We start from the raw sequence: 24,213 nt of genomic DNA on the forward strand, positions 1-24,213 counted from the left end.
TAGAGCTGTCGAGATTTTCTCGACAGCCTGAACATAGCATATAATTAATATGCTATGTTTTTTCTTGTTACACTAATGCACCCATTACTTTAATTGCTACATAAGGTTATCTTATGATGGAATAAAAACAAGTGTCAGTCAGCTTGTTGCCATCTGCGGATAAATCATCATTTCTTAAAGTGCCTTCAAATACAAAGCCAAGTTTTTCTGGGATAGCCCGACTTTTAAGGTTTGTAGATTCACACCTTATTTCAATTCTTCTAAATTTGATATTGTTTAATCCGAAGTCAGCTAATTTCTCCACTGCTTCTGTCATATATCCATTCCCACTAAATTTAGTATTTACCCAATACCCAATCTCACATTTAGGAATGGTCCAGTCAATCCTCTCAAGGCTAGTTGTCCCAATGAAGTGATTGCTGTTTTTATCAAAAATAAGAAAACGGAAACTTTCCCTCTTTAAAAAATTGATATGAGCATTTCTTAAATTGATCTCTGTTTCTTCAGCAGTAGGAAGTTTTTGAGCGAATGGCAACCACGCTTTTAATTCAGAAAAGGAATCCTTTATTGCTTGGTTTACAATTTTCCCGTCTCCTGTTTGGTGTGGTGCTCGAAGAATGAGTCTTTCTGTTTCTAACTGTAAAGGAATATCTAACAATAAAGGGTTCATTTCATTTCTCCTCTCGGAATTTTATATTTTAGCGTGTATGGAGAGTATTTAGTTCATACTGTTCGTTGTCAATTTATTGTAGCAGATACTTGATCGATTCTTTAGAATATGAAGGTGCATCTTAAGTAAGTGGAATTTTTGTTTGAGATTGTTCTCTGTTTAGTTATTTAAAATTTCCAACTGAACAACAAAATCATAAAGTGGGGTTGAGTAAATGCTTGGATTACCAAGAGGGGAAGTTTTTTTAGTTCCTTGGTTTGCTGAATGGGTCAAAGAATTTGATATGGAAAAGAAACGAATAGTAGAAGTTATCGGTCAGTACATAGTGAATGTCCACCATATAGGAAGTACAGCAGTAAATGGTTTGAGTGCGAAACCCATTATTGATATAGCGATCGAAATCAATCATTTTCTTGACGGAGAACAGTGCGTAACAGCTTTGCAAGGGCTGGGTTATTCTTATAGAGGGATCAATGTGTTACCTGAAAGACACTATTTCAGTAAAGGAGAACCACGTACACATCAAATCCATATGTATCAAACGGGCAATAGATATCTACTCGAACAAATAAATTTTAGGGATTACCTGAGAAGTAACGAACTAGCAAGAAGTGAGTACCAACAGCTTAAACTTAACCTAGCAAATGTAAATAAAAATGACAAACACAAATATGCAGAGGGAAAAACATAATTTGTTAAGTCGATTTTAGATAAAGGTTCTCTTTAGGTGCTGAAAAAATTGATTTTATGCACAAGAAAAATCGCTGCAAAGAAGAGTTTCTTCTTTCTAATCAACAAATTGCAATTATTACCGATTCATGCTATAATGAAAAGTAATTATTTTTGTTCGGCGTAAAGGATAGTATGAAGATTGACTTTTCGTCTTGAGGGTACTTTGGGCAAGGATAGTATAATACATTGTGTGGTAAACGCACGAGGAGGCAACAATCATGGAACAAGGTACAGTAAAATGGTTTAACGCAGAAAAAGGTTTTGGATTTATCGAACGTGAAGAAGGCGACGATGTATTCGTACATTTCTCAGCTATCCAAGGCGACGGATTCAAATCTTTAGACGAAGGTCAAAAAGTATCATTTGACGTAGAGCAAGGTTCTCGTGGAGCTCAAGCTGCTAACGTTCAAAAAATTGCTTAATCTTCATTCTTTTAAAACAGGTTCTCTACGGAGAGCCTGTTTTTTTTGCATGAAAAAACCCTACTCAACGTACAAGTAGGGAGATGGTACAAGGTATTCGTAAAAATTTCATGCTTCAAAGGTTAGTTTAGTATAACATACTGGATTGACAATATGCGGAATTTCCATAAATTAATTTCTTTTATTTTCTTTATAAAGCGGACTGTTCAGTCATTCTGTTATTAAGAAAGATTGAAATGAAGTCATAATTTACTTATTAATCAATTAAATGAATATTTTTCCGGAGTGGAATATGGTAAAATCATTATGTTCTTTCTATAAAAATTGGAAATGTGGTGAATATATTGAAACGTATTTTGGGATCTTTTGTTTTTATATTTATCTTCAGTTTTTCTTTTGTTTTATTCGCAAGTGCAGAAGAGGTGAACATGTCATCTGGAGTCTCCATAAATGGAGAATTGAAATCCAAAAGTTCAATGAACCGATACAATTTTACAACGAATGCTGATGGAGAAGTATACATCAGGCTAGATAAGGCATCTGCCTCTTTTAGTATTACTCTATATGATTCGAAAGGGAATAAGATAGATTCTAATGAATCTTCATTTCCTGGTGAAGCTCTGGTTATCGATAATAAATTGAAAAAAGGGAATTATTATATTGAAGTTATGCCCAGTGAATGGGAAGGCGTAACTAAAGGTACATATCAACTAAAGGCGACATATCCAGGTGCTTTTAAGCGTAATTTAACAACCTTTGAACCAAACGACACTTTTGAAACAAGCATGAAGGTATCTAATGGTACCTATTATAAATCAACGATTGATAGTGAAATTGATAAGGATGTTTATCAGTTCACTTCCAACAAAGATGGTGAGTTATATCTTACTTTAGATCAGGAAACATCTGAATTAGAAGTCACTGTCTATAATGAGAACAAAAATGAAATTGTATCTGACTATACGTGGAATGCTGGAGAGAATATTGTCATTCACGAAAATATAAAAAAAGGAACCTATTATGTCAAAATAAAACCATACACCTCTAATTGGGAAGGAATATCAAATGCTAAGTACCGACTTAAAGTGACGTATCCAGGTTCTTTTAAAAGAGATTTAAATACTTACGAACCAAACGACACGTTTGAAACAGCAAGTCCGCTCATCTCAAATCAATATTACAAATCAAAGCACGAATCGGATTTGGATAGAGACGTATATCAATTTTCAACAGTGAAAGATGGAAAAGTGAAGATTAATCTAGATAAAATAACAGAAGGAGCCTCTATCGCTTTATACGACAAGAACGGTAATGAAATCACTAGGGAATATTTACCTGATATCTTTGGGACAAGTCCAGTTATTGATTTAAATCTAAAAAAGGGCAAATACTATATTGTTGTTGAGCCTAGACATTGGGATGGTGTATCCAGTCAAACATATCGTTTAAAAGCATCTTATCCAGATAAAACACCAAGCATAAACACAGTAACTGATCAATCAACAAATATCGTAGGTAATGCGGAAACGAATGCCAAAGTTTTCGCATATATTGGTCAGAAAAAATTAGGCTCTACAAATGCAAAAAAAGGGAAATATTCAATCAAAATTCCTAAACAAAAAGCTGGAACTTTAATCACTGTGTATTTAGTAGATTCTAATGGAGCGAGAAGTGGCAGTAAAACAATAAAAGTGTTAGATAGAACGCCTCCCGCTATACCAAGTGTTAATAAAATCACAAAAAATACAACGGTTATAACAGGTAAAGGTGAAAAATATGCTACAGTGTACGTTTATCATAAAAACAAGAAGTTAGGAACTGCAAAATTAAATAAAAATGGACAATTTAAAGTGAAAATAAAAAAACAGAAGAAAAATGCATTGATAACCGTTTATTTAAAGGATGCTGCCGGAAATAAGAGCAAATCTAAAGTGGTAAAGGTTTATTAGTGGACAATGTAAGACAACTTAAGGAGATATTGAAATGCTAAAACGATTCTTATTTATTTTTTCAACGCTCCTCATGGCGATTGCAGTATTGTTCATCGCCGCAAAGGATTCACCGGGTAGGAACACGATTTCGTTAGAGGACCCATTACCATTTATGCTGTCAGTAGGGATGGTGGTTTTCTTATTTATTCCTCCTTTGGTGATGTCGTTTTTTGATCATATTGTGGTTAGAGTAATATCTGGAATCTATCAATGTTTTATTGTGTTCTCATTCCTTGTCTTAATCCCTATAGGCTTTTTTATTCCGAACGGGGGAATGACTATTTTGATTTCAATTTTAGGCTTTTTGGTTAGCTTGTCCAGTATGGTCGTTACATTTATGCGAGGTCATCATAAAGAAAAAGGAGTTAGCATATAGCGATCCATAAAAAAGCCACGACTCAATAGAGAAGTGGCTTTTTTTACGTTTGATAAAAAATCATAGAATTCTCTTCGGTCAGTCATAAAGTAATAAAATACTGCCATTTCAAAGAATATCAATCATAACGTCGAAATATCAATCACAAACCGGTAACGCACATCACTTTTCAGCACCCGTTCATACGCTTCATCAACTTGATTAGCGTTGATGACTTCAATTTGTGGTGCGATGTTGTGAGCAGCTGCGAAATCGAGCATTTCTTGTGTTTCTTGGATGCCGCCAACGAGTGAACCAGCAATGCTGCGGCGGCCGGAAATTAATGAAAAGACGTGGAATTGATCCGGCTTAGGCGGTGCACCGACGTTCACCAAGGTTCCATCTACACGGAGTAAGGACAAATAGGCATCCACATTAATGTTGGCAGAGACCGTATTGAGAATAAGGTCGTACTGACCGGCTAGTGTCTGAAACGTATCAGGATCACTTGTAGCAAAGTAGTCTTTTGCGCCAAATGACAGTGCTTCTTCTTTTTTATTCAAAGAGCGGCTCAACACCGTCACTTCAGCACCTAGAGCGCTCGCGAATTGAATGGCGACATGACCGAGTCCGCCCATTCCGACGATAGCAACCTTTTTACCAGGACCTGCCTTCCAGTGCTTTAATGGTGAATAAGTTGTAATGCCAGCACAGAGAAGAGGGCTTGCGGCATCAAGAGGCAGTTGATCAGGAATGCTGACGACAAATCGTTCAGTTACGACAATTTTTTGACTGTAGCCGCCATAAGTCGGCTCCCCGTCATAGTCACGGCTGTTATACGTTTGGACGACTCCTTTTGTGCAGTACTGCTCGTCTCCATTTTGACAATATTCACAGGTGCCGCAGGAATCCACAAAGCAGCCAACGCCTACACGGTCTCCGATCTGAAACTTCGTCACATCATCCCCTACAGCTGCAACGACCCCAGTAATCTCATGACCTGGAACCATCGGGAAAATGCCGCCGCCCCATTCATCAAAAGCGCTGTGGATATCTGAATGACAGATCCCGCTAAATTGAATATCAATTAAAATATCATGTGGACGAAGCGCTCTTCGTTCAATGGTCGTCCGTTCAAAGTTTGCTTTGGCGTGTGATACACTTAAAACGTTTGATTGGTGCGTCTGACACATTCTTGATCATCCTTACAAAAATAAGATTCGATTCTTTCTTCTATACTGTACGTCTTAAAGTGAACTCTAAGTCAATAGAAAACCCTCTTCAGGCTTTTAATAAAAGAATTGAGCCAAAAGCATCTTGCTTTCTTTTTCAAAATGGAGATGATGAGGAAAGGGAGATCGGAAGGTAAGAGAAAGAAGGAGAGTACAATGAAAATAGCACAAGCAGCAAAACAGCTCGATTTATCCACTGCGACACTTAGATATTACGAAAATATTGGTTTGATTAGGGAAATCAAACGTGACGATCATGGGATTCGTGATTATACAGAGGATGATCTTCAATGGATTGAATTTATCAAGTGTATGAGAAATGCAGGGCTCTCGATTGATGCGCTTAGAGAATATACAGCCTTATTTTTTGAGGATGATGATCATACGTTATCTTCGCGAAAAAACATTTTGGTCAATGAACGAGAAAGACTCGTCCAAAAACAAAAGGAAATCGAAGAGACCATTAAACGGTTGGATTTCAAAATAGAAAGTTATGAAGATATTATCCACAATCATGAGAAAAAACTCGCTCATCAGCTGAAAACTCATTCTAATTAAACGAAGAAAAACCTGTGACTTGTCACAGGTTTTTTTGATAGAGTTATCTTTTTGTGTAACGCACCCAGTTATAATGTGCGTGGAGCGGGGTAACACCGTTGTAGGAGCCAAGCCATTCATCGACACCTGCACCATTCCACAGGTTCATCATAATTTTCCCTGGTGTTTGAGGAATTTGAGTGGTGGCGGTATGTTTTAATTGTCCATCGACATACCATTTGATAGAGTTTGGCTGCCAGTCAAATGCATACGTGTGATAAGAGTTCGCTGCATCGAAACCAAGGTTGACGATCTTTTCATGATTTCCTACACCATTGGTATAGTAGTTAAACTGTACCTTTGTCGTATCTTTTCCTAGAAATTCAATGTCAATCTCATCCCAAGGCGTACCATCAGTCGGTCCCGTATAAGTGAAGAAAGAAGAGACGATCCCCACATTTTTGGCGGGCTTCATGTTGACTTCATATAGCCCATAGCCGTACGTTTGAACGGAGCGGTTTTCTCCGCAGTCAAACTTGTTATAGGCAGGACTTGTGAGCGATAAACGCATTTCACCTGATGATGTCATCGACACGTTATTTGCACGCCACGTACAGTTAAACATGTTTCCATTCGAGTATCCATCGGCTTTTTGCCATAACCCCGTATTATAGTTATTAAAAGGTTCATAAAACGATCCACCCGTTTGTGCCGAGGCACTCGCTGTAAAAGTGGACAAACTCAAGACTAATCCAGTGGCAACCAGCATCAACATTCGTTTCATACGGTACATATTCGCATTCTCCTCTCCTTTTATGGAAGCGCTTTCTTTATTGATCATACATGATTCTTTCAAAAGGGAAAATCGGTCTAATATATGATATTAAAAGAGACTTTTTGATAGATTCTTCTCTTCTTTCATGAGAAGTTATGAAAGAGAATGGTATAAACAGAAAAAGGCCAAAAACTCATAAAGGATAGTTGAGTTTTTGGCCTTTTTTATTTTAAAAAACTTTTGCTTTTTCTTTAGCTTGATCAACTGCCGCTGTTTTAATCTCTTCGGCTAAATGGGGTGTGTAAGACATGCCTTCTACTAAGATCTTGTCAAAGGAAGTTACACCGATGAAGTTTAAAACGGTTTGTAAGTGTCTGCTGCCAATTTCCTTGTCCTGCTGGGGTCCGGTCGTATAGATGCCCCCGCATGCCTGAATGTGAATTGCTTTTTTGTTATTTAATAGTCCAATAGGTCCATGTTCCGTATATTGAAAGGTTTTACCACGCATACAAATGGCATCAATGTAGGCTTTCATGACAGGTGGATGTGAAAAATTCCACATAGGATTGACGAACACGTACTTATCGGCCTGACAGAATTGATCAAGCAAATGTGCAAGGGCCTCTAGTTTTTTCTGATGATTTGGCTGTAATTCGTCAAATGATTGTCCAGATTGCAGCTTTGCCCAAGATTCAATCACATCTTGATCAATTTGCGGGATGTCTGTTTTATATAAATCAAGGCGAACCACTCGATCTTCTGGATGTGCTTCTTGATAGGCGCTGATGAATGCTTCTCCAACAGTTAAGCTGTATGATTCAGAAGGACTGCTTGGGTGTGCGGTAATATATAAAAGGGTACTCATAATGTTTCTCTTCCTTTCAAATGTAGTTTAAAGAGCAAATTGTGCAATTCCGTCTCCATAAGACCAGTTATCCTGGGTTACTTCGATCAAATTGATAAATAGATCTTCTGTTCTTACGTTGGCGGATTGGTGCAATTGTTTGCTTAATTCTTTATAAAATTCTTTTTTCATTTCTGTTGGACGGCCAATATTTAAAAATATTTGTACGATCAACAATTCGTCAGATCGTTCAATTTCTAAACAAGTCGGATGAAAATTGAAGTTTTCTTTCTCGAGTTCCTCTATAATTAAAAAACGATCATCACTAGGAACCTTTAGATGGTCAACAATGACCTGTCCAATTATGTCTCTTATTTCGTTTTTAGCCTCAAGGGAACGACCTTTGATCATAGATACACGGGTTAAAGGCATATTCATCACTCCTATTTGTTTGATGGGTACATGATGATGTTACCGCTAGAGAGGAATTTTAAGAATGTAGGTTAGTTCGTGTTTGTTCGTCTGAATAAAAGAAAATTGAATCTGGGTGATAAAATGACAAACCATGAAGCTTGGATTGATCAACTCATAAAACAATTAAGGACAAGACCGGCCCGTAATGCCAGTACAAAAATGAGGCAGATCGATTTAGCAAGGTTGATCGGTGTAGATACTAGAACTGTACAGTTATGGGAAAACGGTGACCGTATGCCAAGTGTAACGAACTTAAAAAAGCTCATTTATACCTTTTTGATAGAAGAAAAGTTTATAGAGGGTCAAGAAAAACAAGAAGCTCAACACCTTTGGGGAGCAGCAAAACGAGCGTTTGAGGCAAATTCTTTATCAAACCGCTCCTTTCCTTCATTCGATGATGTTTGGTTTGATCATCTGCTCACTCAGCCTGAGATAAGTGATCTGAACCTGATTGACACGCCAACGGAGACTTTACATACAGCTTCATTACAAACTGTGATGGGAAAAAGAATGGACCACTTTATCGGCAGAAACAAGGAAATAGAGGATCTACATCGTTTTCTAGCGACGCCTCAATGTGTAACGATTGTAGGTCCTGGAGGAATTGGCAAGACATCTTTAGCGATGAAAACAGCACAAACTCTGTCAAATCTATATGAAGATGGTATGTATGTATTGGAGCTCTCCTCACTTCAAGATGCAGCTTTATTCACACATTTCCTTTATTCACAGCTTGAAATAAAAGAAAGATCCAATCAGCCAGAATTACAATCAATCCTCGAGTTTATCAGGCATAAGAAACTATTGTTCATTTTTGATAATTGTGAACACCTGATTCAAAAATGTGCGGAACTCATTGATCAGCTTCTGTCTGCTGCACCAAATATCAGTATTATCGCAACGAGCCAGGAGCCGTTAAATATTCAGGGAGAGCGGGTATATCGGCTTTCTCCATTAACAAAACCAAAGAAAGATGAAAGCTATCAGATGGAACATCTACTAGAATTTGAAGCGGTTCGTCTTTTTATTGAACGTGCGAAATCCATTGTTCCTGATCTCGTTATCTCTCAACACAATATACAACTCATCGCTGATATATGTACTAGGCTGGACGGGATACCATTAGCTATTGAATTAGCTGCTTCCCGTCTGAATATTTTGACACTAGAACAGATCCTAGAGAGGTTAGATCAATTGCTCTCCTTCCTAACACAAGGAAAACGAACGGCAGCCCCGCGTCAACAGACTTTAAAGGCTGCGATTGAATGGAGTTATCAATTGCTGACACAAGAGGAGCAAAAATTACTTAGAAAAATAAGTGTGTTTGTAGGTAGTTTTACTTTAGAGGCCGTTGAAGAGGTTTGCGGATCATCTTCTCTAATAGAGGGAAAGAGTGACGAAGTGTTACATTTGGTTTCTAGCTTAGTGAATAAGTCATTGCTTTCGATTGAACAGTCAATTGACGGTCGTCGAGTGAGGTACTTTTTATTAGAAGGAATTAAACAATATGCACAAGAGCAGTTCAATGCATTAGAAAGTGAGGAATGTAGAAAAGTCATTCGTTTTCAATATGTGACGTACTATCAACAGTTTGTTCTTGAAATGGATAAGAAGTTTAGAACATCAAGCCGAGATATTATTCTAGCATCCATCAGAGATGAATATGCTCATGTTCTTCATATCCTCACATCCTGCTATGCACAGACTAATGAACAAGAGAAGAGAATAGGTTTGAGTATAATTGGGGCGATGTATTGGTTTTGGGTGCATGAAGGCAGCACAGATGAAGGAGCCCTTTGGTTTGAGCGTTTTCTTAGTGTACTGCCAGCAGGTGATGGGCATGATTCATTGCTGGCAAAAGTATATCATGGACAAGGCGTCCTGCTCTTTATTTTGGGGCAGGATCATCAGTCACTGATCAGTGCATCTAAAAGTTTAAAAATAGCCCGGAAATATAAAATGTCTTCTTATATTTCATCTTCTCTGCGCTTAATGACCTATATATCTTTAAAGACTCACTCCTTAGAGACAGCCGAACGTTATATTAAAGAAAGCATAGAGGTAGCTACAAGGGCAAAGGATGTATGGAATATAGCTAGTTCTTATAATGCGTATGGTTTGATTCAAATGAAGCAAGGAAATGATGAGCAAGCAGCTAAACTGTTCAAGAGCAGTATTGAGTACTTTGAAGAAGTAAACGATAAGTGGGAGCTGTCAGCACCATATGAGAACCTAGGTTATCTAGCTTTGAAACAAGGTCATACTAAACAATCTATTTTGTATTTTAAAAAGGTCCTGATGCTGGGATTAATGTATCAAGGTGCGTGGATTTTCACTCGTGGATTAATAGGAATCATTCTTTCATTAGTGGCAAGACAATGCTATCACGAAGCAAGTATCATGATTGGCGTGTTTCAAAAAATAAATAGAGCTTCATTTCAACAGCCTGTGACTGAAGATTATCAACAGGCACTCATTCTTATCAGACAGAACCATGATCACCATCTGATAGAAGAAGCAGTAAGGTATGGGGAACAGCTTCATAAGGAGGAGCTCATCACATGGTTGGTTGAATATGAGAATAAGACAAAGGGCTAAAATAAAGATCATTTAGCCCTTCATCAAATATCTGAAAAGGTCATTGTCTAAGGCCTTTTTTGTATGCTATTTCATGTTTTACTGTGGCTGGGCAATGTCAACTAGGCACTCCACAAACTCTTTCTTTCGCGAGTAGAAAGGAAAATGATCAGCATCAAGGGTATAAATACGTTCAAAAGATCTAGTGGCATACATCTGTCTTTGCAAGTCAATCGGAATGGAGCGGTCTTTTGTTGTTTCAATATAGACGCTAGGCACATGTCCAAAGCGTATATTTGTTAGAGAGACCTTATCTTCAAAAGGCTGAACAGGCTGTGGGCGTATATTCCTTTTGAACAATCGCAGATCTTCCTCCGAACTTTCGTTGAGCATATTCTCTGCAATGAATTCTTCTATTAATGTAAGGGTCTGATCCTTTTCGTTCAACGCTGCTTTAGGACCACCTGATGCAATATCACTGACGGCTTGTCCATTCTCTGGGACAAAGGCGCAGACGTATACAAGTTTTTTGATCTTCTCTGGTATTTCCTCTGCTGCTTGTGATATGACCATTCCGCTCATACTGTGTCCTACTAAAATGACAGGCTGGTCTATTTTTTCAATTGCTGAAACAACTTTTTTTACATAGCTTTTTAGTGATACGTCCTGTGGAGGCGTAACATCTTCGCCGCTGCCAGGTAAATCAATAGCAACTACTTTATGACCTTTTTGTTGAAGAGCAGGTGTTATTTGGTCCCAGCACCAGCCACCTTGAAATGCACCATGAACGAATAGGAATGTATTCAATAAGATCACCTCAATTGTTTGATGTAACTATTATAGTTACACTTAGAGATCCAGTCAAATGATATCGATTAAAAAATAATGATTGACAAAGCGGACAGTTGTCCGTAAGATAATACCGGTACAATTGTCCTAATGAAAATGAAAGAAATTTGATTTACACATAGAGATATATGCAAGGTGGATGAAGGTAAAGAAGGTGAAGCATCATGGAAAAGGATATTGGAAAGGAAATTGAAGAGGTCGCTTTTTCTTTGTTTCAAGAGTTTGGTGTAGAGAATGTCAGTATGCATAAAATTGCTAAAACAGCTGGTGTTGGACAGGGTACTCTTTACCGCCGATATGCCAATAAAAGTGATTTATGCCTTTCGATCCTTGGAGAAAAATTTGAACAACTGATCCCTGCGCTGCATCTTTACTTAAGGAAAATCAGTGATCAGCCGGTTCGTGAGCGTTTACGATATGTTCTTGAAGAAATTCATCTCATCGTCGGTCATCATTTAGATTGGATTCGCATGCTCACAATCTCTGGGAACTTAGAGCAGACAAGTAAAGTATATGATTGTCATTACAGTCAATCACTCAAACAAATCATTCGTGATTTGCTCGAGGAAGCGAAAGTAAAAGGAGAAGCGAACATACAAGACATTGAGTTGACGACATTATGTATGTCCTCTCCAATGACGCCTGAACTCATGTTTTATATTCATGAATCCGGCTACTCAATTGAAAAAATTGCACAATTCGCTGCGGAAAGACAGGTTTTGTCTGTCTTTTCCTAGACATTGAAGTGGCTCATTTCTGTCCAGCCTAACTACTTATGGTTTATCAAAATTGAAAAAGAAAAGGAGCCAACTTAATATGAACAAACAGCAAACAGCAGCTTCCGACATTCGAACGCTGCCCATTATTATTTCATTTATCACAGCTGGATTTATTGGACTGTTTAGTGAAACGGCACTCAACATGGCGCTGAGAAGTTTAACATTAGATTTTGGTATTGAAGCAACGACTGCTCAGTGGCTTACAACCGGCTATTTATTAACACTAGGGATTCTTGTTCCAATTTCAGGCCTCATTCTTCAATGGTTTACAACAAGACAGCTTTTCATCACCTCACTGGTCTTTTCGATCATCGGTACATTTATTGCGGCCGTTGCACCTGTCTTCAGTATTTTAATGGTGGCACGTGTGGTGCAGGCAGTAGGAACAGCCTTGCTTCTTCCATTGATGTTTAATACGATTTTGGTCATCATTCCACCTCATAAAAGAGGTAGATCAATGGGGATTATCGGTCTTGTCATTATGTTTGCCCCAGCAGTGGGTCCAACGGTCTCTGGTCTCATTCTTAAATCGTTAACGTGGCATTGGATTTTTTGGATTTCGCTTCCGTTATTGGTTGCTGCACTCGTATTTGGGTATATTTTTATGCAAAATATTACGGAACCCACAAGACCGAAAATCGATATTTTATCGATTGTGCTATCAACCATCGGTTTCGGTGGAATTGTGTATGGCTTTAGCAGTGCTGGTGAAGGCGGCGGCTGGAGCAGTATGCATGTGATTGTGGCGATTGTTGTAGGTGTCATTGGCATTCTTGTGTTCTCCCTAAGACAGTTAAACATGAAAGAACCGATGTTGAATTTAAGCCCATTTAAATATCCAATGTTTGTGATCGGGTTACTTCTGATTTTAGTGTGTATGATGGTGATGCTGTCTGCTATGATGATTTTGCCATTATATCTGCAAACGTCCTTGGCACTGTCTACATTTACAGCCGGTTTAATGCTATTGCCAGGTGGAATTATCAATGGACTGCTATCGCCAATCATGGGTGGGCTTTTTGATAAATTTGGGCCGAAATGGCTTGTCATCCCAGGTCTTGTCATCGTTGCAGCGACCATGTTTGGCTTCACGAACTTAAGTATGAATACGTCAATCGGTTATATCGTGACGCTTCATATTACGTTAATGGTTGGGATTGCGATGATCATGATGCCTGCCCAAACAAACGGTTTGAATCAGCTGCCGCCAGAGCTATATCCGCACGGTACAGCGATTATGAATACATTGCAGCAAGTGTCAGGAGCGATTGGGACTGCGGTTGGTATCTCGATCCTTTCATCAGGAACTCGCAGTTTTATGCAAAATGTGGCTGATCCCGCAAATCCAGTCAATCGGCTGCTCGCCTTTACAAATGGCGTCCAGCATGCCTTTATCTTTGCTGTCATCATGACAGTGATTGGCTTGGTAATTGCTTTCTTTATTAAACGAGTGAAAGTCGAACAACAAGTATCATAATATATGAAAAGCACTGAGGACTTAGCGCCGCAGTGCTTTTTTTATTTATTCATAGGGGGAATGTTTGTTTCAAAGGAGCTGAAAATGGGGAGATAGATAAAAAGCAACGACTCTCTGACGACATTGAAGGAAAAGGCGAAATTCGTAACGAATGGATAGAGATAAAAGAATAAGATAGGAGCTGAGATCATGAACTTAGACGAACAAATCAAAATGGCTGAGTCATTACGTCAACCAGCTGAAGATTCATTAGCTGGTCAATCAGAACTAAAGCCAGTCCACCCTCCTGAAGTGAACAAAATGGAATATGATATCCCAACGGGTGCTGGTGAAACAAAGGTGTGGGTATTTAAACCTGTGAAAACATTGAAACAACCCCTACCTGTTTTCGTGAATTTGCATGGGGGCGGTTTTATCCTTGGAAGTGCTGAAATGGATAATCATTGGTGTCCGGTCATAGCAGATCGTGCGGAGTGTATCGTCGTCAATGTGGAGTATCAGCTGGCACCGGAGCACCCTTTCCCGGCCGCTCTTCATGAATGCTACGATGTGATGAAATGGTTATATGAACATCCTGATGAACTACAAATAGACCCAAATCGATTAGCCATTGGTGGACATAGTGCAGGTGGGAATTTGGCAACAGCGGTTTGTTTGCTTGATATCCAAAAAGGGAACAAACTTCCGATTGTCTATCAAGTGCTTGATTATCCGCCGCTTGATTTGGCTACTGATCCAGCACAAAAGCCAGCGTTTGAAGAAGCAATTCCAGTGGAAATGGCGAGACTGTTTAATGCCTTCTACCTGCAAGGTCAAGATCCGCACAATCCGCTCGTTTCTCCAGTCTTTGCAGAGAGAGAAGTGTTAGCACAAATGCCCCCAGCTCTTGTTATCACAGCTGAGAAGGATTCACTAGCTGAAGAAGCTGAGCATTATGCGGACAGGTTAAAAGAAGCAGGGGTAGATGTCACATACAAACAATTTAAAGGAGTTCCTCATGCGTTCACTCATGCCGGAGATTTAAAGATAGCTGAAGAGGCTTGGCATTTGATGAGCGATCAGCTTAAGAAGGCGTTTGAATAAGAAATATTCGGATATCAGTAAAAAGCACAGACCTTTATTTCTGTGCTTTTTTTGTGTTCTTGCTGACGTCTTGAAAAGAAGTATAGATACAACAATCGCAGCTGTCGATATAATAGAAAGATAGAAGACATCTAAAAAGGAGCTAATAGAATGAAAAAAGAGACACTACAGGCATTTTGTCTTTCTTTACAAGGAGCAACCCACGACTATCAACCTGAGTGGCAGGCAGATCGTTATCATATAGGTGGAAAGATGTTCGCCATGATGGGGGGAGATGTCGATCGCAAGCCAGTCATCACTTTAAAATGTGATCCGCAACGTGCTGAAGAATTAAGAGAAATGCATGAAGGAATTATTCCCGGCTATTACATGAATAAGACGCATTGGAATTCTATTTATCTTGATGCAGATATTCCATCTTCATTTGTCGAAGAGCTAATTGAACATTCCTATCAACTGGTTTTTCACAAATTAACAAAAAAAGCTCAGCAGGCTACCCTCCAACATGATTCAAAAGAAACCGATTAAATGCTGAACGTTCAGTTGTTCATGACTCTTTGAATCTCTTCAAAATTGACTAAGGTCACATGCTCTCGCTATACTTTAAACAGCTAGAAGATACGAATAGGGGGATATACAATGGGCTATACAGTCATTACAGGGGCAAGTTCAGGTATTGGATATGAAACGGCTTTGGCATTTGCAGCAAGAGGAAAAAATTTGATCTTAGCTGCACGCCGGCTTGATAAACTCCAAGAACTGAAAGAAAAGATTCTAGAAACATATCCCGATATTCAAGTGAAAGTCCAATCTGTTGATTTAACAGACAGAGAGCAAGTGTATTCTTTCTATGAGTCATTAGCTGGTGACGAGCTGGATACGTTCATTAATAATGCCGGGTTTGGCCATTTTGGTTCAATAGGAGAGCAGGATGTGAAAAAAATCGGGGACATGCTTCATCTCAATATTGAAGCGTTAACAATTTTATCCACTCTGTTTGTCCGTGATTATGAGCAAAAAGAGGGGACGCAGCTAATCAATATCTCTTCAAGAGCGGGTTATACCGTCGTCGCCAATGCCGTCACTTATTCAGCCACGAAATTTTATGTGAGCGCCTTTACTGAAGGGCTGGCCCTAGAATTGAAAGAAAAAGGAGCCAAATTACAGGCAAAAGTATTAGCGCCTGCTGCGACAGAATCCGAATTTGCAAAGCGTTCATTAGATGTCGATCAATTCGAATATGAAGGCACTATCAAGAAATATCACACATCAAAAGAAATGGCAGCGTTCTTGCTTGAGCTTTACGACAGTTCAAAAACAGTTGGTATCGTTGATGGGAAGACATTTGATTTTGAATTGAAGGACCCCATTTTTTCACACGCTGGCACAAGCATGAAATAAAAAGTTCCAATCACTGAGGATAGATTCTCTTAGCGACTCTTATTCATCATTCAAAACCCATGATCACATCAGTAGGTCACCGCGCCGAAAGATGTCTTGGATAATGTGGGTCACTGTCAACACATACTAGAATAGATAAAAACACCTACACATTAGGTGTTTTTTTTATGCATTCTTTGATGAATGAAAGAATCGCAGGTCCAGTAGATGAGACTGCTGACAATCATGATCGGAAGGGATGTGGAGCTCTCAATTCCATCCATAACAAAAAGCATGACAATCATTGCTATCAGTAAGTAAGCCGCTAAATAAAGAGGATGAAAAGCCTTGGGCTGTAAAGAAAACAACAACTGTAAAGGTACCGCAAAGATGAAATAATAAACAAAAAAGATGGGAGTGTAAAGCATCATAAACGCAGGCTCGCCCTGAATCGGTGGATATAAACATACGAACAAGCTGAGTAAAATGGAACTGAAGAATAGTGTGAGTAGGATTTTGTAAAATGGTTGAACGGAAAGCACTGTATGTACTCCTTTTTTGTAAGATTTCCTATATTTTATCATAAATGGGTTGAGAACAATTTCTGAAGTCAATTTAGGTATTAAGATATAAATAAATTTTGATAATAGTGTCCTTTTTCCTTTATTTGGTTCTGTGACTTTCACCTCATGCTGATGAATGAAGGAATGGTATAAAGTAAACCCTATAGACAGATAATTATTCATCACATTTAAGAAAAGAGATGATCTTATGAACGTAACAAAATGGTTTGGTGCTGCCCTTCTTTCTGTTTCACTATTGGTGACCGCAGCTTGTGCGAACGATAGCACTCAAGAGAATAATCAAAGTAATCAAGAAAGCACTACCAGTGAAACAAAAGAAAAAAACACGGCTGTTGAGACAGGGAACAAATCTTTATCCAATATTAAGGTGCTGGCAACAGGCGGAACGATTGCCGGTAGTTCAGACAGTAATACAGATACGACTGGATATAAATCTGGTGCACTTGGAATCGATAAAGTCATTGCTTCCGTACCACAGCTGAAGGATATTGCAAATGTCACGGGTGAGCAAGTAGCCAACGTCGGCAGTGAAAATGTGGATAACGCTCTGCTTTTAAAATTAGCGAAACGAGTCAATCAGCTTTTAAATGATGATCAAGTGGATGGCATTGTGGTGACACATGGTACAGATACATTAGAAGAAACGGCCTATTTTTTACATTTGGTTGTAAAAAGTGATAAGCCTGTGGTGGTCGTGGGTTCCATGAGGCCAGCATCTGCCATTAGTGCGGATGGCCCGCTTAACCTGTATCATGCAGTGAAAATTGCTTCGACAAAAGAAGCCAAAGGCAAAGGTGTAATGGTGACATTAAATGACCGAATTGCCTCTGCTCGTTTTATTACGAAGACAAATACCACCACAACCGATTCGTTCAAGTCTCTTGAGCAAGGGTACATTGGAGAAGTGGCGGGTGAAGTTGTCTCTTTCTATAACGAACCGACAAGAAAACATACAGCTGACAGTGAATTCGATATTTCCAAGCTAAAAGAGCTGCCGCAAGTGGATATCTTATACGGCTATCAAAATGATCAAAAGTATGTGTATGATGCTGCGGTTAAAGAAGGAGCGAAGGGCATTGTCGTTGCCGCCGCAGGAAATGGAACGATGTCAACAGAAGCGATCAATGGGGCAACAGATGCTGTGAAAAAAGACGTGGTGATTGTGAGGTCAAGCCGTGCAGGAAATGGCATTGTCACACATGAAAAAATGGATGATGAACATCATTTTGTCTCATCGGATTCATTAAATCCACAAAAAGCACGCATTCTACTCATGCTGGCTCTGACGAAAACAAAAGATCCAGATAAAATTCAATCCTATTACGAGCAGTATTAAAAAGAAAAAGACCCGACGTATCATTGGGTCTTTTTTATATGTGTACCTGATCTTCAGCCCGTTTTTTTAAAGAGAGTAAAATGTCTCTCCAAACATCATCTATATCAGTCAGAAAATGTCCTGCTTGCTCGATATAGTGCGTTTTGGCGTTTGGAATGTTGGGAGCAATGCTTTCTATCTCTGCAAAAGGGGCCATCTGATCCTCTTTTCCATGCCAGACATCCACAGGGATTTGTATATCTTTCATATCGAATGCCCATGACCGTGAGAGTAAATCTGGTTCATGAATACATTCATCAACCGATTGACGAGTGGCTTCGTATAAATGCATCATCATCAGCTCCAGTTGCTCATCGGTTTGAAGAAATTGCCGATCCGATGGATGTAAATGTTTGTTCCCTTTTTTCGTTAGTTTCTTGAATTTCTCTGGTTTCTTTTCAATTAGTTTTTTCTGAGCGCGATAGCTTGCCTTTAAGAGCCAAGGCATTCTTTTACTGAGGAAAAAGGCAATCTTGTTCTCCTTTAGCATACTTTTAGGCGGTTTACCATCCTGAAATGGGGTGGTACTTGAGACGAGAGCAGCTGAAAGAATGCGGTCTGGCAATTGATAGGCACAACCAGCAGCGAATGCCCCGCCTCCAGAGACACCAATCACTGAAAAATGGGAGATATCAAGATGATCGGCCACTTCCTGTACGTCTTTTGCCCAGTCTAAAATAGTGCGGTTCGGTTGCGGATCAGATAAACCAAAACCAGGTCTGTCTAAAGAAATAAGACGAATGCCAAGCTCTTTTGAGATTGGATCATCATCTAAAAACATCACTCTCGATCCAGGTGTCCCATGAAAAAAGAATACTGGGAATCCTTCAAGATCACCGTATTGAGACAAACCAATATGACGTCCATCTTGCAAATGAATCCTGTTCATTTGATCATCCCTTTCATCGTTTATCTAACTTACATATTCATGCATGAAACGCCGGGTTAAGGCGTTTCTTTCGCAATTTGATAGATTTTTTCGTAAAGCGATAATAATGTTTTTAGATCTTCTTTTGAAAGCTGGGCATAGTATTTTTGAATAAGATGCAGCTGAATTTTTTCAATATCTTTATGATAGTCATGGCCCTTTTGAGCAAAATCAACAATGATTTCTCTACGGTTATGTGGGTTAATCTCTCTTTTCACATATCCAAGCTGTTCAAGCTTTGATATGAGCTGGCTAGCGGCACTAGATGAAATGGAGAAATAATCAGCCAGTTCATTGATTGTTCTCGACTTCGACCGCAGCAATTCAAGTGTCAGTTCTTGTTTGCTTGTTAAATCTGCATACTCATTTTTTAAGAATCGTTGATACTCTTCTACATAGATAGAACCTAGTGCATTTGAGTACTCAATGATTTTTTTGCTGTAATGAATGATATCCTCATCCAATGACATCACCTCTTTTCTCCTATATTATATGCGATCTTAATATTTAAGTGAAGTTAAATGTTAAGAAAAATTAAATGAAAAGAGAATAGACTTGATGAGAAAATGACCTCTATCTCCACTTTTTCATCAACAATAGACAAAGAATACGTCCATTTTGGTGATGGCACAAATGATCGTTTTGTTTGTTTTCACTTAGATTCACTCCTTTGGAAGTCGATGACTTTTTCATTGTATTATGGGCGATCTCCATTTATAATAAAAAAATAAACCAACTGGTCGGTTTTATTTGTCCATGTGAAGAAAAGCAAGGTAGAAGGGATTGTTCATAGATGACAAGTGCACAGAGCGGGGCTGGAAAAAGTGAAAAGACGAAGCAGAAAATTGTCACCGCTTCACGTGATTTATTTGCGAAAAAAGGATATTCCGAAACATCCGTGCGAGATATTCTAGAGGCGGCTGAGATTAGTAAAGGCAACCTTTATCATCATTTTAAAGGAAAAGAGTTTTTGTTCCTTCATATTATGGAAGAGGATCATCGATTCATGATGGAGACGTGGTATGAAGAGAAACAAACGCTGCACCGGGCCATTGATAAGCTTGCAGGGTTTGCAGAGCTGCTTAGTCAAATGGGGATTAACTATCCTTTAATGAGAGCAAGTGAAGAATTCTGTGCCAGTGCATTTACATCAGATGAAGTCATGGAGCGCCTGAACAAGATTGATGTAGACTTTGATGATGTAATGCGAGACATCCTGCATGAAGGAAACGAAGATGGCAGCTGGTCGATTCAGCATGTTGAATCAAAAGTGAAAATATTACTTTCCGTATTCTATGGATTAGACGTGTTATATAAAAATGACACGATGCAGCAGAAAAAGGAATTACAAAAAGAGGCGATCTCATTGTTTATTCACGGAATCAACCATCATGAGTAACAAGTGAGTCAGTAAAGGGGAAACAAACATCATGCAAAAACCGATTCGTGAGCAAAAAGCGGTACTTGTTATTTTATTAAGTAATATATTTATTGCGTTTTTAGGTATCGGTCTGATTATACCTGTCATGCCGCTCTTTATGAATGTCATGCATTTAACGGGCAGTACGATGGGATATCTTGTGGCAGCGTTTGCTGTTGCACAGCTTATCGCATCACCTGTTGCGGGAAGATGGGTAGACCGATACGGAAGAAAGATCATGATTGTGTCTGGTCTGTTTCTATTCGCGTTATCAGAACTCGTTTTTGGCTTAGGAACACACGTATATGTTCTGTATTTTGCAAGGGTTCTTGGCGGCATTAGTGCAGCATTTATCATGCCGGCTGTCACCGCTTATGTCGCCGATATCACGACTGTTCAAGAAAGATCAAAGGCAATGGGGTATGTATCCGCTGCTATTAGTACCGGATTTATCATTGGCCCGGGAATTGGCGGATTTATTGCAGAATATGGCGTTCGCCTGCCGTTTTTCTTTGCAGCAGGGATTGCATTTATTGCTGTGATTTCGTCTATGTTTATGCTGAAGGAACCATTAACAAAAGAAGAGCGAGAGAAACAAATGAATCAAGTGAAAGAATCGACCTTCTTTAAAGACTTGAAAAAATCAATTCATCCAAGCTATCTCATCGCCTTCATCATTGTCTTTGTGCTGGCGTTTGGACTATCTGCATATGAAACGGTCTTTAGCTTGTTTACAAATCACAAGTTTGGATTTGGTCCAAAGGATATTGCGATTATCATTACCGTCAGTTCAATTGTAGCCGTCATCATCCAAGTACTCGTGTTTGGTAAAATGGTGAATGCGCTTGGGGAGAAACGAGTTATTCAACTATGCTTGATTGTTGGAGCAGTTCTCGCTTTTGTTTCTACAGTCGTGTCAGGCTTTATGGTTGTGCTGATCGTGACGTGTGTGATTTTCCTTGCGTTCGATTTATTGCGCCCTGCACTCACGACCTTCTTATCAAAAATCGCTGGCAATCAGCAAGGATTTGTCGCAGGGATGAACTCTACCTACACAAGCCTTGGTACGATTTTTGGCCCGGCACTTGGCGGCATATTATTCGATCAAAATATTCATTTCCCATTCCTGTTTGCAGGTGTTGTCTTATTTCTTGGGTTAGGTTTAACCCTTATTTGGAAGGGGAAGGCGAGAGAAGAGGTATCAGCAGAATAATAGACAAGAGACCTTTCAAATAAGGTCTCTTCAGCGTGTAGACAAACCCTCGCATTCTTTGTCAGTCCTGCGTGCTGGTGCTCACGAATGTCAAATTCGCTCCGCGCCAGTACTCGTCCTTCCTAGGGCTGCAAAGGTTTTCTATCACGCTGAAAAGAAGACAAAGGGCTAAAATAAAGTTCATTTTAGCCCTTTGTCAACAATCTGAAGAGACCTTTCAAATAAGGTCTCTTTTTTTAAGGCTGCGGCTTCAGGTGATTCAGTGCCTGCGCCAGTTTTTGATTTTGTTGCTTTTTGTAAAATAGAAAGGCGATGATATGTCCTACTAATGTGAGAAAGGCTATACCGATAAAATAAGGCATGATCCATTCGAGCAGTGTAGTCGAATATAAAGCGACGGCTCCTACTTGAAACCCTAAATTGACGACAGTGGAGATGAGAATGTTGGTGGGTGCTGGAAAGGTAAAGTAGTTCCATAGTAAAGGATACATGACCCCAAAGACGATGCCTGCCAGAGTACCGATGGCAATGATGTGCCACACGTAATGAAAAGAGATAGAGGATGACCATTGAGTGATGGACAGGATGAGTGTCAGCCATACGATAGAGACAAAAGCTGTTTGCATAAATTGATGTTTTAGTTCCTTGATCATTTGAATCGCTCCTTTATATATTTGGCGTAATGACGACTGACGGTGTAGCTGTTTTTCGAGATGGTTTCGACCTCTAAGCGAGCGTACGTACCAGCGACAAAGCTGTCGACTTGCGCTAAATTGAGAATGACTGCATTGTTGATACGATAGAAATGTTCACGCTCTAACGACTTCAGATCCTTCAGCCGTTTACTGAGAAAATACGTCGTACCCTGAGTCGTGATCACCTTTGACATATGTCCAAGCGCAGAGATCGCTTCAATTTGTTCTAATGGTAAAAGAGACTGCCGATCATTTTTTGGATCTTTGACCGTTAGAGATGTACTAGTCTCCAGCATTGATGCCATCTTTTGTAAACGTTCTTGATTATGTGGATGGCTGATGACGTCTACTTCCGTCACATCCTTTTCTTGATTCCAGAAAAAACGAAATTTCATTCATAAACCTCCTCTCACAATGAGCATAGCAATAGATGAAAGCGAATGCGATTGAATGTTGCTTTGATGCAGAAGAATTCTTTTTGTTGCAAAGATTCACCGCGTGTCTGCGGCTTTCCTTTATAATGAAAAGATACTCGTTCGTGAATGGAGGAATGATGTTGTATCTTGTAGATCAACAAAGGACAGGAGCGGTAAAAGAGGAAATTCGGCGGATTGATCCTGCCTATCCAGTGTTCGTAGATGCGATACTCGATGGGGTGATAAAAGGAGATTTATATGTGGATCACCGAGATCACCCGTGTGTCTATTTTGCAGGGACAACAACCGGCATTTATTATGTCGCAGGCAAGACAGAAGCAGCACTCTCATTATGTTCAACGTTCATTGTGGATGTTTATAAAAAGCAGAAAAGAGAGAACGGACGTTTCACTTTGTTTTCAGCAAATCCAGCATCAGATGAGATGATGAAAAAATGCTTCGGTTCTCAACTGAATGAAATGCAAAGACATGCGTATTCTTATGACTTGACCTCTCCTGATCTGATTGTGCCTGATCAAGATGAAATGATCAAACGCACGAATGAACAAGTCATTGCCGCTAGCAAAGTATTCCCATCCAGCTATTATGAAGCATATTGGGGAGGAGTAGATCACTTTTTATCTAATGGCGTCGGAGTTGCCATCTTAAACGGTGAAGACGTGGTCAGTGAATGTATCTCTATTTTTTCAAGTGAAAAACGTGTGGAAATCGATATTTGGACAGATGAAGTCTGCCGTGGAAAAGGGTTGGCTTTGTTAGCAGCTCAGCAAATGATCAGCATCTGTGTTGAAAAAGGGAAGACACCGCATTGGGATTGCGATGTCCATCATGCAGCCTCGGCCAAATTGGCAGAGAAGCTAGGTTTTCAGTGGACAAAGACGTATCGCTTATTTTATGCCTCACGCTGAAAAGGTTTTGAGATACCAAGCATCCATGGCAGAATGCTCTGAGCCTTCAATCGGTGCAGGAAGAAGAGAAAAGTCATACCGTTGATAAAGGCCAGTAGCAGCTGTTAATTCACTGCGGGTTTCTAAATAACAAGCATCGTAGTATGTAGCAGCATATTGCAGGGCCGTATCCATCAGTTTCTTGCCCGCACCTTTGCCTTGTGCTTTTGGGCTTAAATAAAGCTTTTGCAGCTCACAAATGCCATCTGTGAAAGGGGCAATGCCAACGCCACCAACAATTTCACCATGTTCTTCGGCAATCCAATAGGCTGCATGAGTCAATGATTGATAGTATTCGAAAAGCTGATCAAGGTGTGGGTCTGTGTAGGCTGTACCTTCAATCGCAAGATTCGCTGATTCTAATGACTGGCGGATAATGGCCGCGATAAAAGGATTGTCCTGCTTTTGAATCGGTCTAATATTCATTGTAAAAACCT

General features: G+C 39.5%; 26 protein-coding genes. 15 read left to right on the forward strand and 11 right to left on the reverse strand.

The genetic code is table 11. The features are described 5' to 3' along the window. Positions 1–106: 106 nt before the first annotated feature. Entirely contained in the window at positions 107–670 is a 564-nt protein-coding gene (locus BA79_RS17685; RefSeq protein WP_035704249.1) for a GNAT family N-acetyltransferase, read from the reverse strand. 214 nt (positions 671–884) lie between these two features. On the opposite strand from BA79_RS17685, the gene BA79_RS17690 reads away from it, so the two are divergent. From BA79_RS17690 to BA79_RS17705, 4 genes are all read left to right on the forward strand, one after another. Further along, positions 885–1,361, forward strand: coding sequence for a GrpB family protein (locus BA79_RS17690; RefSeq protein WP_035704250.1), 477 nt, complete (start codon positions 885–887; stop codon positions 1,359–1,361). A gap of 259 nt (positions 1,362–1,620) precedes the next feature. Continuing rightward, positions 1,621–1,824 carry a cold shock protein CspC gene (cspC, locus tag BA79_RS17695; protein WP_008346765.1) on the forward strand — a complete coding sequence of 68 codons (204 nt, stop codon included), beginning with the start codon at positions 1,621–1,623 and terminating at the stop codon, positions 1,822–1,824. Between the two features lie 335 nt (positions 1,825–2,159). Then, entirely contained in the window at positions 2,160–3,773 is a 1,614-nt protein-coding gene (locus BA79_RS17700) for a PPC domain-containing protein (RefSeq protein ID WP_232516916.1), read from the forward strand. 34 nt (positions 3,774–3,807) lie between these two features. Beyond that, a complete protein-coding gene (locus BA79_RS17705; RefSeq protein ID WP_008346761.1) occupies positions 3,808–4,191 on the forward strand; it encodes a hypothetical protein in 384 nt (127 codons plus the stop codon). A 122-nt stretch (positions 4,192–4,313) separates the two neighbouring features. On the opposite strand, the gene BA79_RS17710 is transcribed toward BA79_RS17705, so the two are convergent. Beyond that, the gene (locus BA79_RS17710; protein WP_008346759.1) at positions 4,314–5,363 is read right to left on the reverse strand and encodes an NAD(P)-dependent alcohol dehydrogenase; all 1,050 of its coding nucleotides are present in this window, start codon (positions 5,361–5,363) and stop codon (positions 4,314–4,316) included. A gap of 195 nt (positions 5,364–5,558) precedes the next feature. Between BA79_RS17710 and BA79_RS17715 the strand changes: the two genes are divergently transcribed. Next, positions 5,559–5,960, forward strand: coding sequence for a MerR family transcriptional regulator (locus BA79_RS17715; protein WP_008346757.1), 402 nt, complete (start codon positions 5,559–5,561; stop codon positions 5,958–5,960). Between the two features lie 43 nt (positions 5,961–6,003). Here the strand turns inward: BA79_RS17715 and bglS are convergent, their stop codons facing one another. The 3 genes from bglS to BA79_RS17730 form a co-directional block, all read right to left on the reverse strand. Next, positions 6,004–6,732, reverse strand: a complete 729-nt coding sequence (bglS, locus tag BA79_RS17720) for a beta-glucanase (RefSeq protein WP_008346755.1) — start codon at positions 6,730–6,732, stop codon at positions 6,004–6,006. A 211-nt stretch (positions 6,733–6,943) separates the two neighbouring features. Beyond that, positions 6,944–7,579, reverse strand: coding sequence for an FMN-dependent NADH-azoreductase (locus BA79_RS17725; protein ID WP_008346753.1), 636 nt, complete (start codon positions 7,577–7,579; stop codon positions 6,944–6,946). Between the two features lie 27 nt (positions 7,580–7,606). After that, positions 7,607–7,990: a tautomerase family protein gene (locus BA79_RS17730; protein WP_008346751.1), complete on the reverse strand. Its 384-nt coding sequence runs from the start codon at positions 7,988–7,990 to the stop codon at positions 7,607–7,609. 123 nt (positions 7,991–8,113) lie between these two features. Between BA79_RS17730 and BA79_RS17735 the strand changes: the two genes are divergently transcribed. Further along, positions 8,114–10,630, forward strand: a complete 2,517-nt coding sequence (locus BA79_RS17735; RefSeq protein ID WP_248596553.1) for a helix-turn-helix domain-containing protein — start codon at positions 8,114–8,116, stop codon at positions 10,628–10,630. 78 nt (positions 10,631–10,708) lie between these two features. Here BA79_RS17735 and BA79_RS17740 read toward each other — a convergent pair whose 3' ends face one another. After that, positions 10,709–11,416 carry an alpha/beta fold hydrolase gene (locus BA79_RS17740; RefSeq protein WP_008346748.1) on the reverse strand — a complete coding sequence of 236 codons (708 nt, stop codon included), beginning with the start codon at positions 11,414–11,416 and terminating at the stop codon, positions 10,709–10,711. Positions 11,417–11,622: 206 nt separating this feature from the next. Here BA79_RS17740 and BA79_RS17745 point away from each other — a divergent pair, with 206 nt between their 5' ends. From BA79_RS17745 to BA79_RS17775, 6 genes are all read left to right on the forward strand, one after another. Further along, on the forward strand, positions 11,623–12,195 hold the full coding sequence (locus tag BA79_RS17745; RefSeq protein ID WP_008346745.1) for a TetR/AcrR family transcriptional regulator: 573 nt from the start codon (positions 11,623–11,625) through the stop codon (positions 12,193–12,195). Between the two features lie 79 nt (positions 12,196–12,274). Continuing rightward, positions 12,275–13,714 carry a DHA2 family efflux MFS transporter permease subunit gene (locus BA79_RS17750; protein WP_025206803.1) on the forward strand — a complete coding sequence of 480 codons (1,440 nt, stop codon included), beginning with the start codon at positions 12,275–12,277 and terminating at the stop codon, positions 13,712–13,714. Between the two features lie 189 nt (positions 13,715–13,903). Next, the gene (locus BA79_RS17755) at positions 13,904–14,797 is read left to right on the forward strand and encodes an alpha/beta hydrolase (RefSeq protein ID WP_035704256.1); all 894 of its coding nucleotides are present in this window, start codon (positions 13,904–13,906) and stop codon (positions 14,795–14,797) included. A gap of 150 nt (positions 14,798–14,947) precedes the next feature. Next, complete coding sequence (locus tag BA79_RS17760) at positions 14,948–15,325, forward strand: MmcQ/YjbR family DNA-binding protein (RefSeq protein ID WP_035704258.1); 378 nt, start codon at positions 14,948–14,950, stop codon at positions 15,323–15,325. Positions 15,326–15,436: 111 nt separating this feature from the next. Further along, on the forward strand, positions 15,437–16,198 hold the full coding sequence (locus BA79_RS17765) for an SDR family NAD(P)-dependent oxidoreductase (RefSeq protein ID WP_035704259.1): 762 nt from the start codon (positions 15,437–15,439) through the stop codon (positions 16,196–16,198). Between the two features lie 750 nt (positions 16,199–16,948). Beyond that, positions 16,949–18,097 carry a type II asparaginase gene (locus BA79_RS17775; protein WP_025206807.1) on the forward strand — a complete coding sequence of 383 codons (1,149 nt, stop codon included), beginning with the start codon at positions 16,949–16,951 and terminating at the stop codon, positions 18,095–18,097. A 34-nt stretch (positions 18,098–18,131) separates the two neighbouring features. Here the strand turns inward: BA79_RS17775 and BA79_RS17780 are convergent, their stop codons facing one another. Together BA79_RS17780 and BA79_RS17785 are read right to left on the reverse strand one after the other, a co-directional pair. Further along, complete coding sequence (locus BA79_RS17780; RefSeq protein WP_035704263.1) at positions 18,132–19,025, reverse strand: alpha/beta fold hydrolase; 894 nt, start codon at positions 19,023–19,025, stop codon at positions 18,132–18,134. A gap of 56 nt (positions 19,026–19,081) precedes the next feature. Beyond that, positions 19,082–19,534 (reverse strand): MarR family winged helix-turn-helix transcriptional regulator, encoded by a 453-nt coding sequence (locus tag BA79_RS17785; protein ID WP_035704265.1) that lies wholly within the window; start codon positions 19,532–19,534, stop codon positions 19,082–19,084. A gap of 323 nt (positions 19,535–19,857) precedes the next feature. Between BA79_RS17785 and BA79_RS17790 the strand changes: the two genes are divergently transcribed. Together BA79_RS17790 and BA79_RS17795 are read left to right on the forward strand one after the other, a co-directional pair. Next, entirely contained in the window at positions 19,858–20,463 is a 606-nt protein-coding gene (locus tag BA79_RS17790; protein ID WP_035704268.1) for a TetR/AcrR family transcriptional regulator, read from the forward strand. Between the two features lie 31 nt (positions 20,464–20,494). Further along, on the forward strand, positions 20,495–21,697 hold the full coding sequence (locus BA79_RS17795) for an MFS transporter (RefSeq protein WP_035704270.1): 1,203 nt from the start codon (positions 20,495–20,497) through the stop codon (positions 21,695–21,697). Between the two features lie 236 nt (positions 21,698–21,933). On the opposite strand, the gene BA79_RS17800 is transcribed toward BA79_RS17795, so the two are convergent. Together BA79_RS17800 and BA79_RS17805 are read right to left on the reverse strand one after the other, a co-directional pair. Continuing rightward, a complete protein-coding gene (locus tag BA79_RS17800) occupies positions 21,934–22,350 on the reverse strand; it encodes a hypothetical protein (protein ID WP_035704272.1) in 417 nt (138 codons plus the stop codon). Next, on the reverse strand, positions 22,347–22,787 hold the full coding sequence (locus BA79_RS17805) for a LytTR family DNA-binding domain-containing protein (protein ID WP_035704274.1): 441 nt from the start codon (positions 22,785–22,787) through the stop codon (positions 22,347–22,349). Before BA79_RS17805 ends, BA79_RS17800 begins: the two co-directional genes overlap by 4 nt. Positions 22,788–22,948: 161 nt before the next feature. Between BA79_RS17805 and BA79_RS17810 the strand changes: the two genes are divergently transcribed. Next, positions 22,949–23,737 carry a GNAT family N-acetyltransferase gene (locus BA79_RS17810; protein WP_035704276.1) on the forward strand — a complete coding sequence of 263 codons (789 nt, stop codon included), beginning with the start codon at positions 22,949–22,951 and terminating at the stop codon, positions 23,735–23,737. On the opposite strand, the gene BA79_RS17815 is transcribed toward BA79_RS17810, so the two are convergent. Then, positions 23,729–24,202 carry a GNAT family N-acetyltransferase gene (locus BA79_RS17815; protein WP_008346715.1) on the reverse strand — a complete coding sequence of 158 codons (474 nt, stop codon included), beginning with the start codon at positions 24,200–24,202 and terminating at the stop codon, positions 23,729–23,731. The two genes, BA79_RS17810 and BA79_RS17815, sit on opposite strands and share 9 nt — an antisense overlap. Positions 24,203–24,213 lie beyond the last annotated feature (11 nt).

The organism is Bacillus altitudinis 41KF2b, assembly GCF_000691145.1.
GTDB lineage: Bacteria > Bacillota > Bacilli > Bacillales > Bacillaceae > Bacillus > Bacillus altitudinis.

Excerpts from the sequence above, each read along its gene's own strand:
- BA79_RS17790 (WP_035704268.1), top strand. The coding sequence starts at position 19,858 with ATGACAAGTGCACAGAGCGGGGCTGGAAAAAGTGAAAAGACGAAGCAG.
- BA79_RS17690 (WP_035704250.1), top strand. The coding sequence starts at position 885 with ATGCTTGGATTACCAAGAGGGGAAGTTTTTTTAGTTCCTTGGTTTGCT.
- BA79_RS17765 (WP_035704259.1), top strand. The coding sequence starts at position 15,437 with ATGGGCTATACAGTCATTACAGGGGCAAGTTCAGGTATTGGATATGAA.
- BA79_RS17745 (WP_008346745.1), top strand. The coding sequence starts at position 11,623 with ATGGAAAAGGATATTGGAAAGGAAATTGAAGAGGTCGCTTTTTCTTTG.
- BA79_RS17775 (WP_025206807.1), top strand. The coding sequence starts at position 16,949 with ATGAACGTAACAAAATGGTTTGGTGCTGCCCTTCTTTCTGTTTCACTA.
- BA79_RS17805 (WP_035704274.1), bottom strand. The coding sequence starts at position 22,787 with ATGAAATTTCGTTTTTTCTGGAATCAAGAAAAGGATGTGACGGAAGTA.
- cspC (WP_008346765.1), top strand. The coding sequence starts at position 1,621 with ATGGAACAAGGTACAGTAAAATGGTTTAACGCAGAAAAAGGTTTTGGA.
- BA79_RS17730 (WP_008346751.1), bottom strand. The coding sequence starts at position 7,990 with ATGCCTTTAACCCGTGTATCTATGATCAAAGGTCGTTCCCTTGAGGCT.
- BA79_RS17685 (WP_035704249.1), bottom strand. The coding sequence starts at position 670 with ATGAACCCTTTATTGTTAGATATTCCTTTACAGTTAGAAACAGAAAGA.
- BA79_RS17815 (WP_008346715.1), bottom strand. The coding sequence starts at position 24,202 with ATGAATATTAGACCGATTCAAAAGCAGGACAATCCTTTTATCGCGGCC.
- BA79_RS17795 (WP_035704270.1), top strand. The coding sequence starts at position 20,495 with ATGCAAAAACCGATTCGTGAGCAAAAAGCGGTACTTGTTATTTTATTA.
- BA79_RS17710 (WP_008346759.1), bottom strand. The coding sequence starts at position 5,363 with ATGTGTCAGACGCACCAATCAAACGTTTTAAGTGTATCACACGCCAAA.
- BA79_RS17705 (WP_008346761.1), top strand. The coding sequence starts at position 3,808 with ATGCTAAAACGATTCTTATTTATTTTTTCAACGCTCCTCATGGCGATT.
- BA79_RS17780 (WP_035704263.1), bottom strand. The coding sequence starts at position 19,025 with ATGAACAGGATTCATTTGCAAGATGGACGTCATATTGGTTTGTCTCAA.
- BA79_RS17725 (WP_008346753.1), bottom strand. The coding sequence starts at position 7,579 with ATGAGTACCCTTTTATATATTACCGCACACCCAAGCAGTCCTTCTGAA.
- BA79_RS17785 (WP_035704265.1), bottom strand. The coding sequence starts at position 19,534 with ATGTCATTGGATGAGGATATCATTCATTACAGCAAAAAAATCATTGAG.
- BA79_RS17735 (WP_248596553.1), top strand. The coding sequence starts at position 8,114 with ATGACAAACCATGAAGCTTGGATTGATCAACTCATAAAACAATTAAGG.
- BA79_RS17760 (WP_035704258.1), top strand. The coding sequence starts at position 14,948 with ATGAAAAAAGAGACACTACAGGCATTTTGTCTTTCTTTACAAGGAGCA.
- BA79_RS17800 (WP_035704272.1), bottom strand. The coding sequence starts at position 22,350 with ATGATCAAGGAACTAAAACATCAATTTATGCAAACAGCTTTTGTCTCT.
- BA79_RS17750 (WP_025206803.1), top strand. The coding sequence starts at position 12,275 with ATGAACAAACAGCAAACAGCAGCTTCCGACATTCGAACGCTGCCCATT.
- BA79_RS17715 (WP_008346757.1), top strand. The coding sequence starts at position 5,559 with ATGAAAATAGCACAAGCAGCAAAACAGCTCGATTTATCCACTGCGACA.
- bglS (WP_008346755.1), bottom strand. The coding sequence starts at position 6,732 with ATGTACCGTATGAAACGAATGTTGATGCTGGTTGCCACTGGATTAGTC.
- BA79_RS17755 (WP_035704256.1), top strand. The coding sequence starts at position 13,904 with ATGAACTTAGACGAACAAATCAAAATGGCTGAGTCATTACGTCAACCA.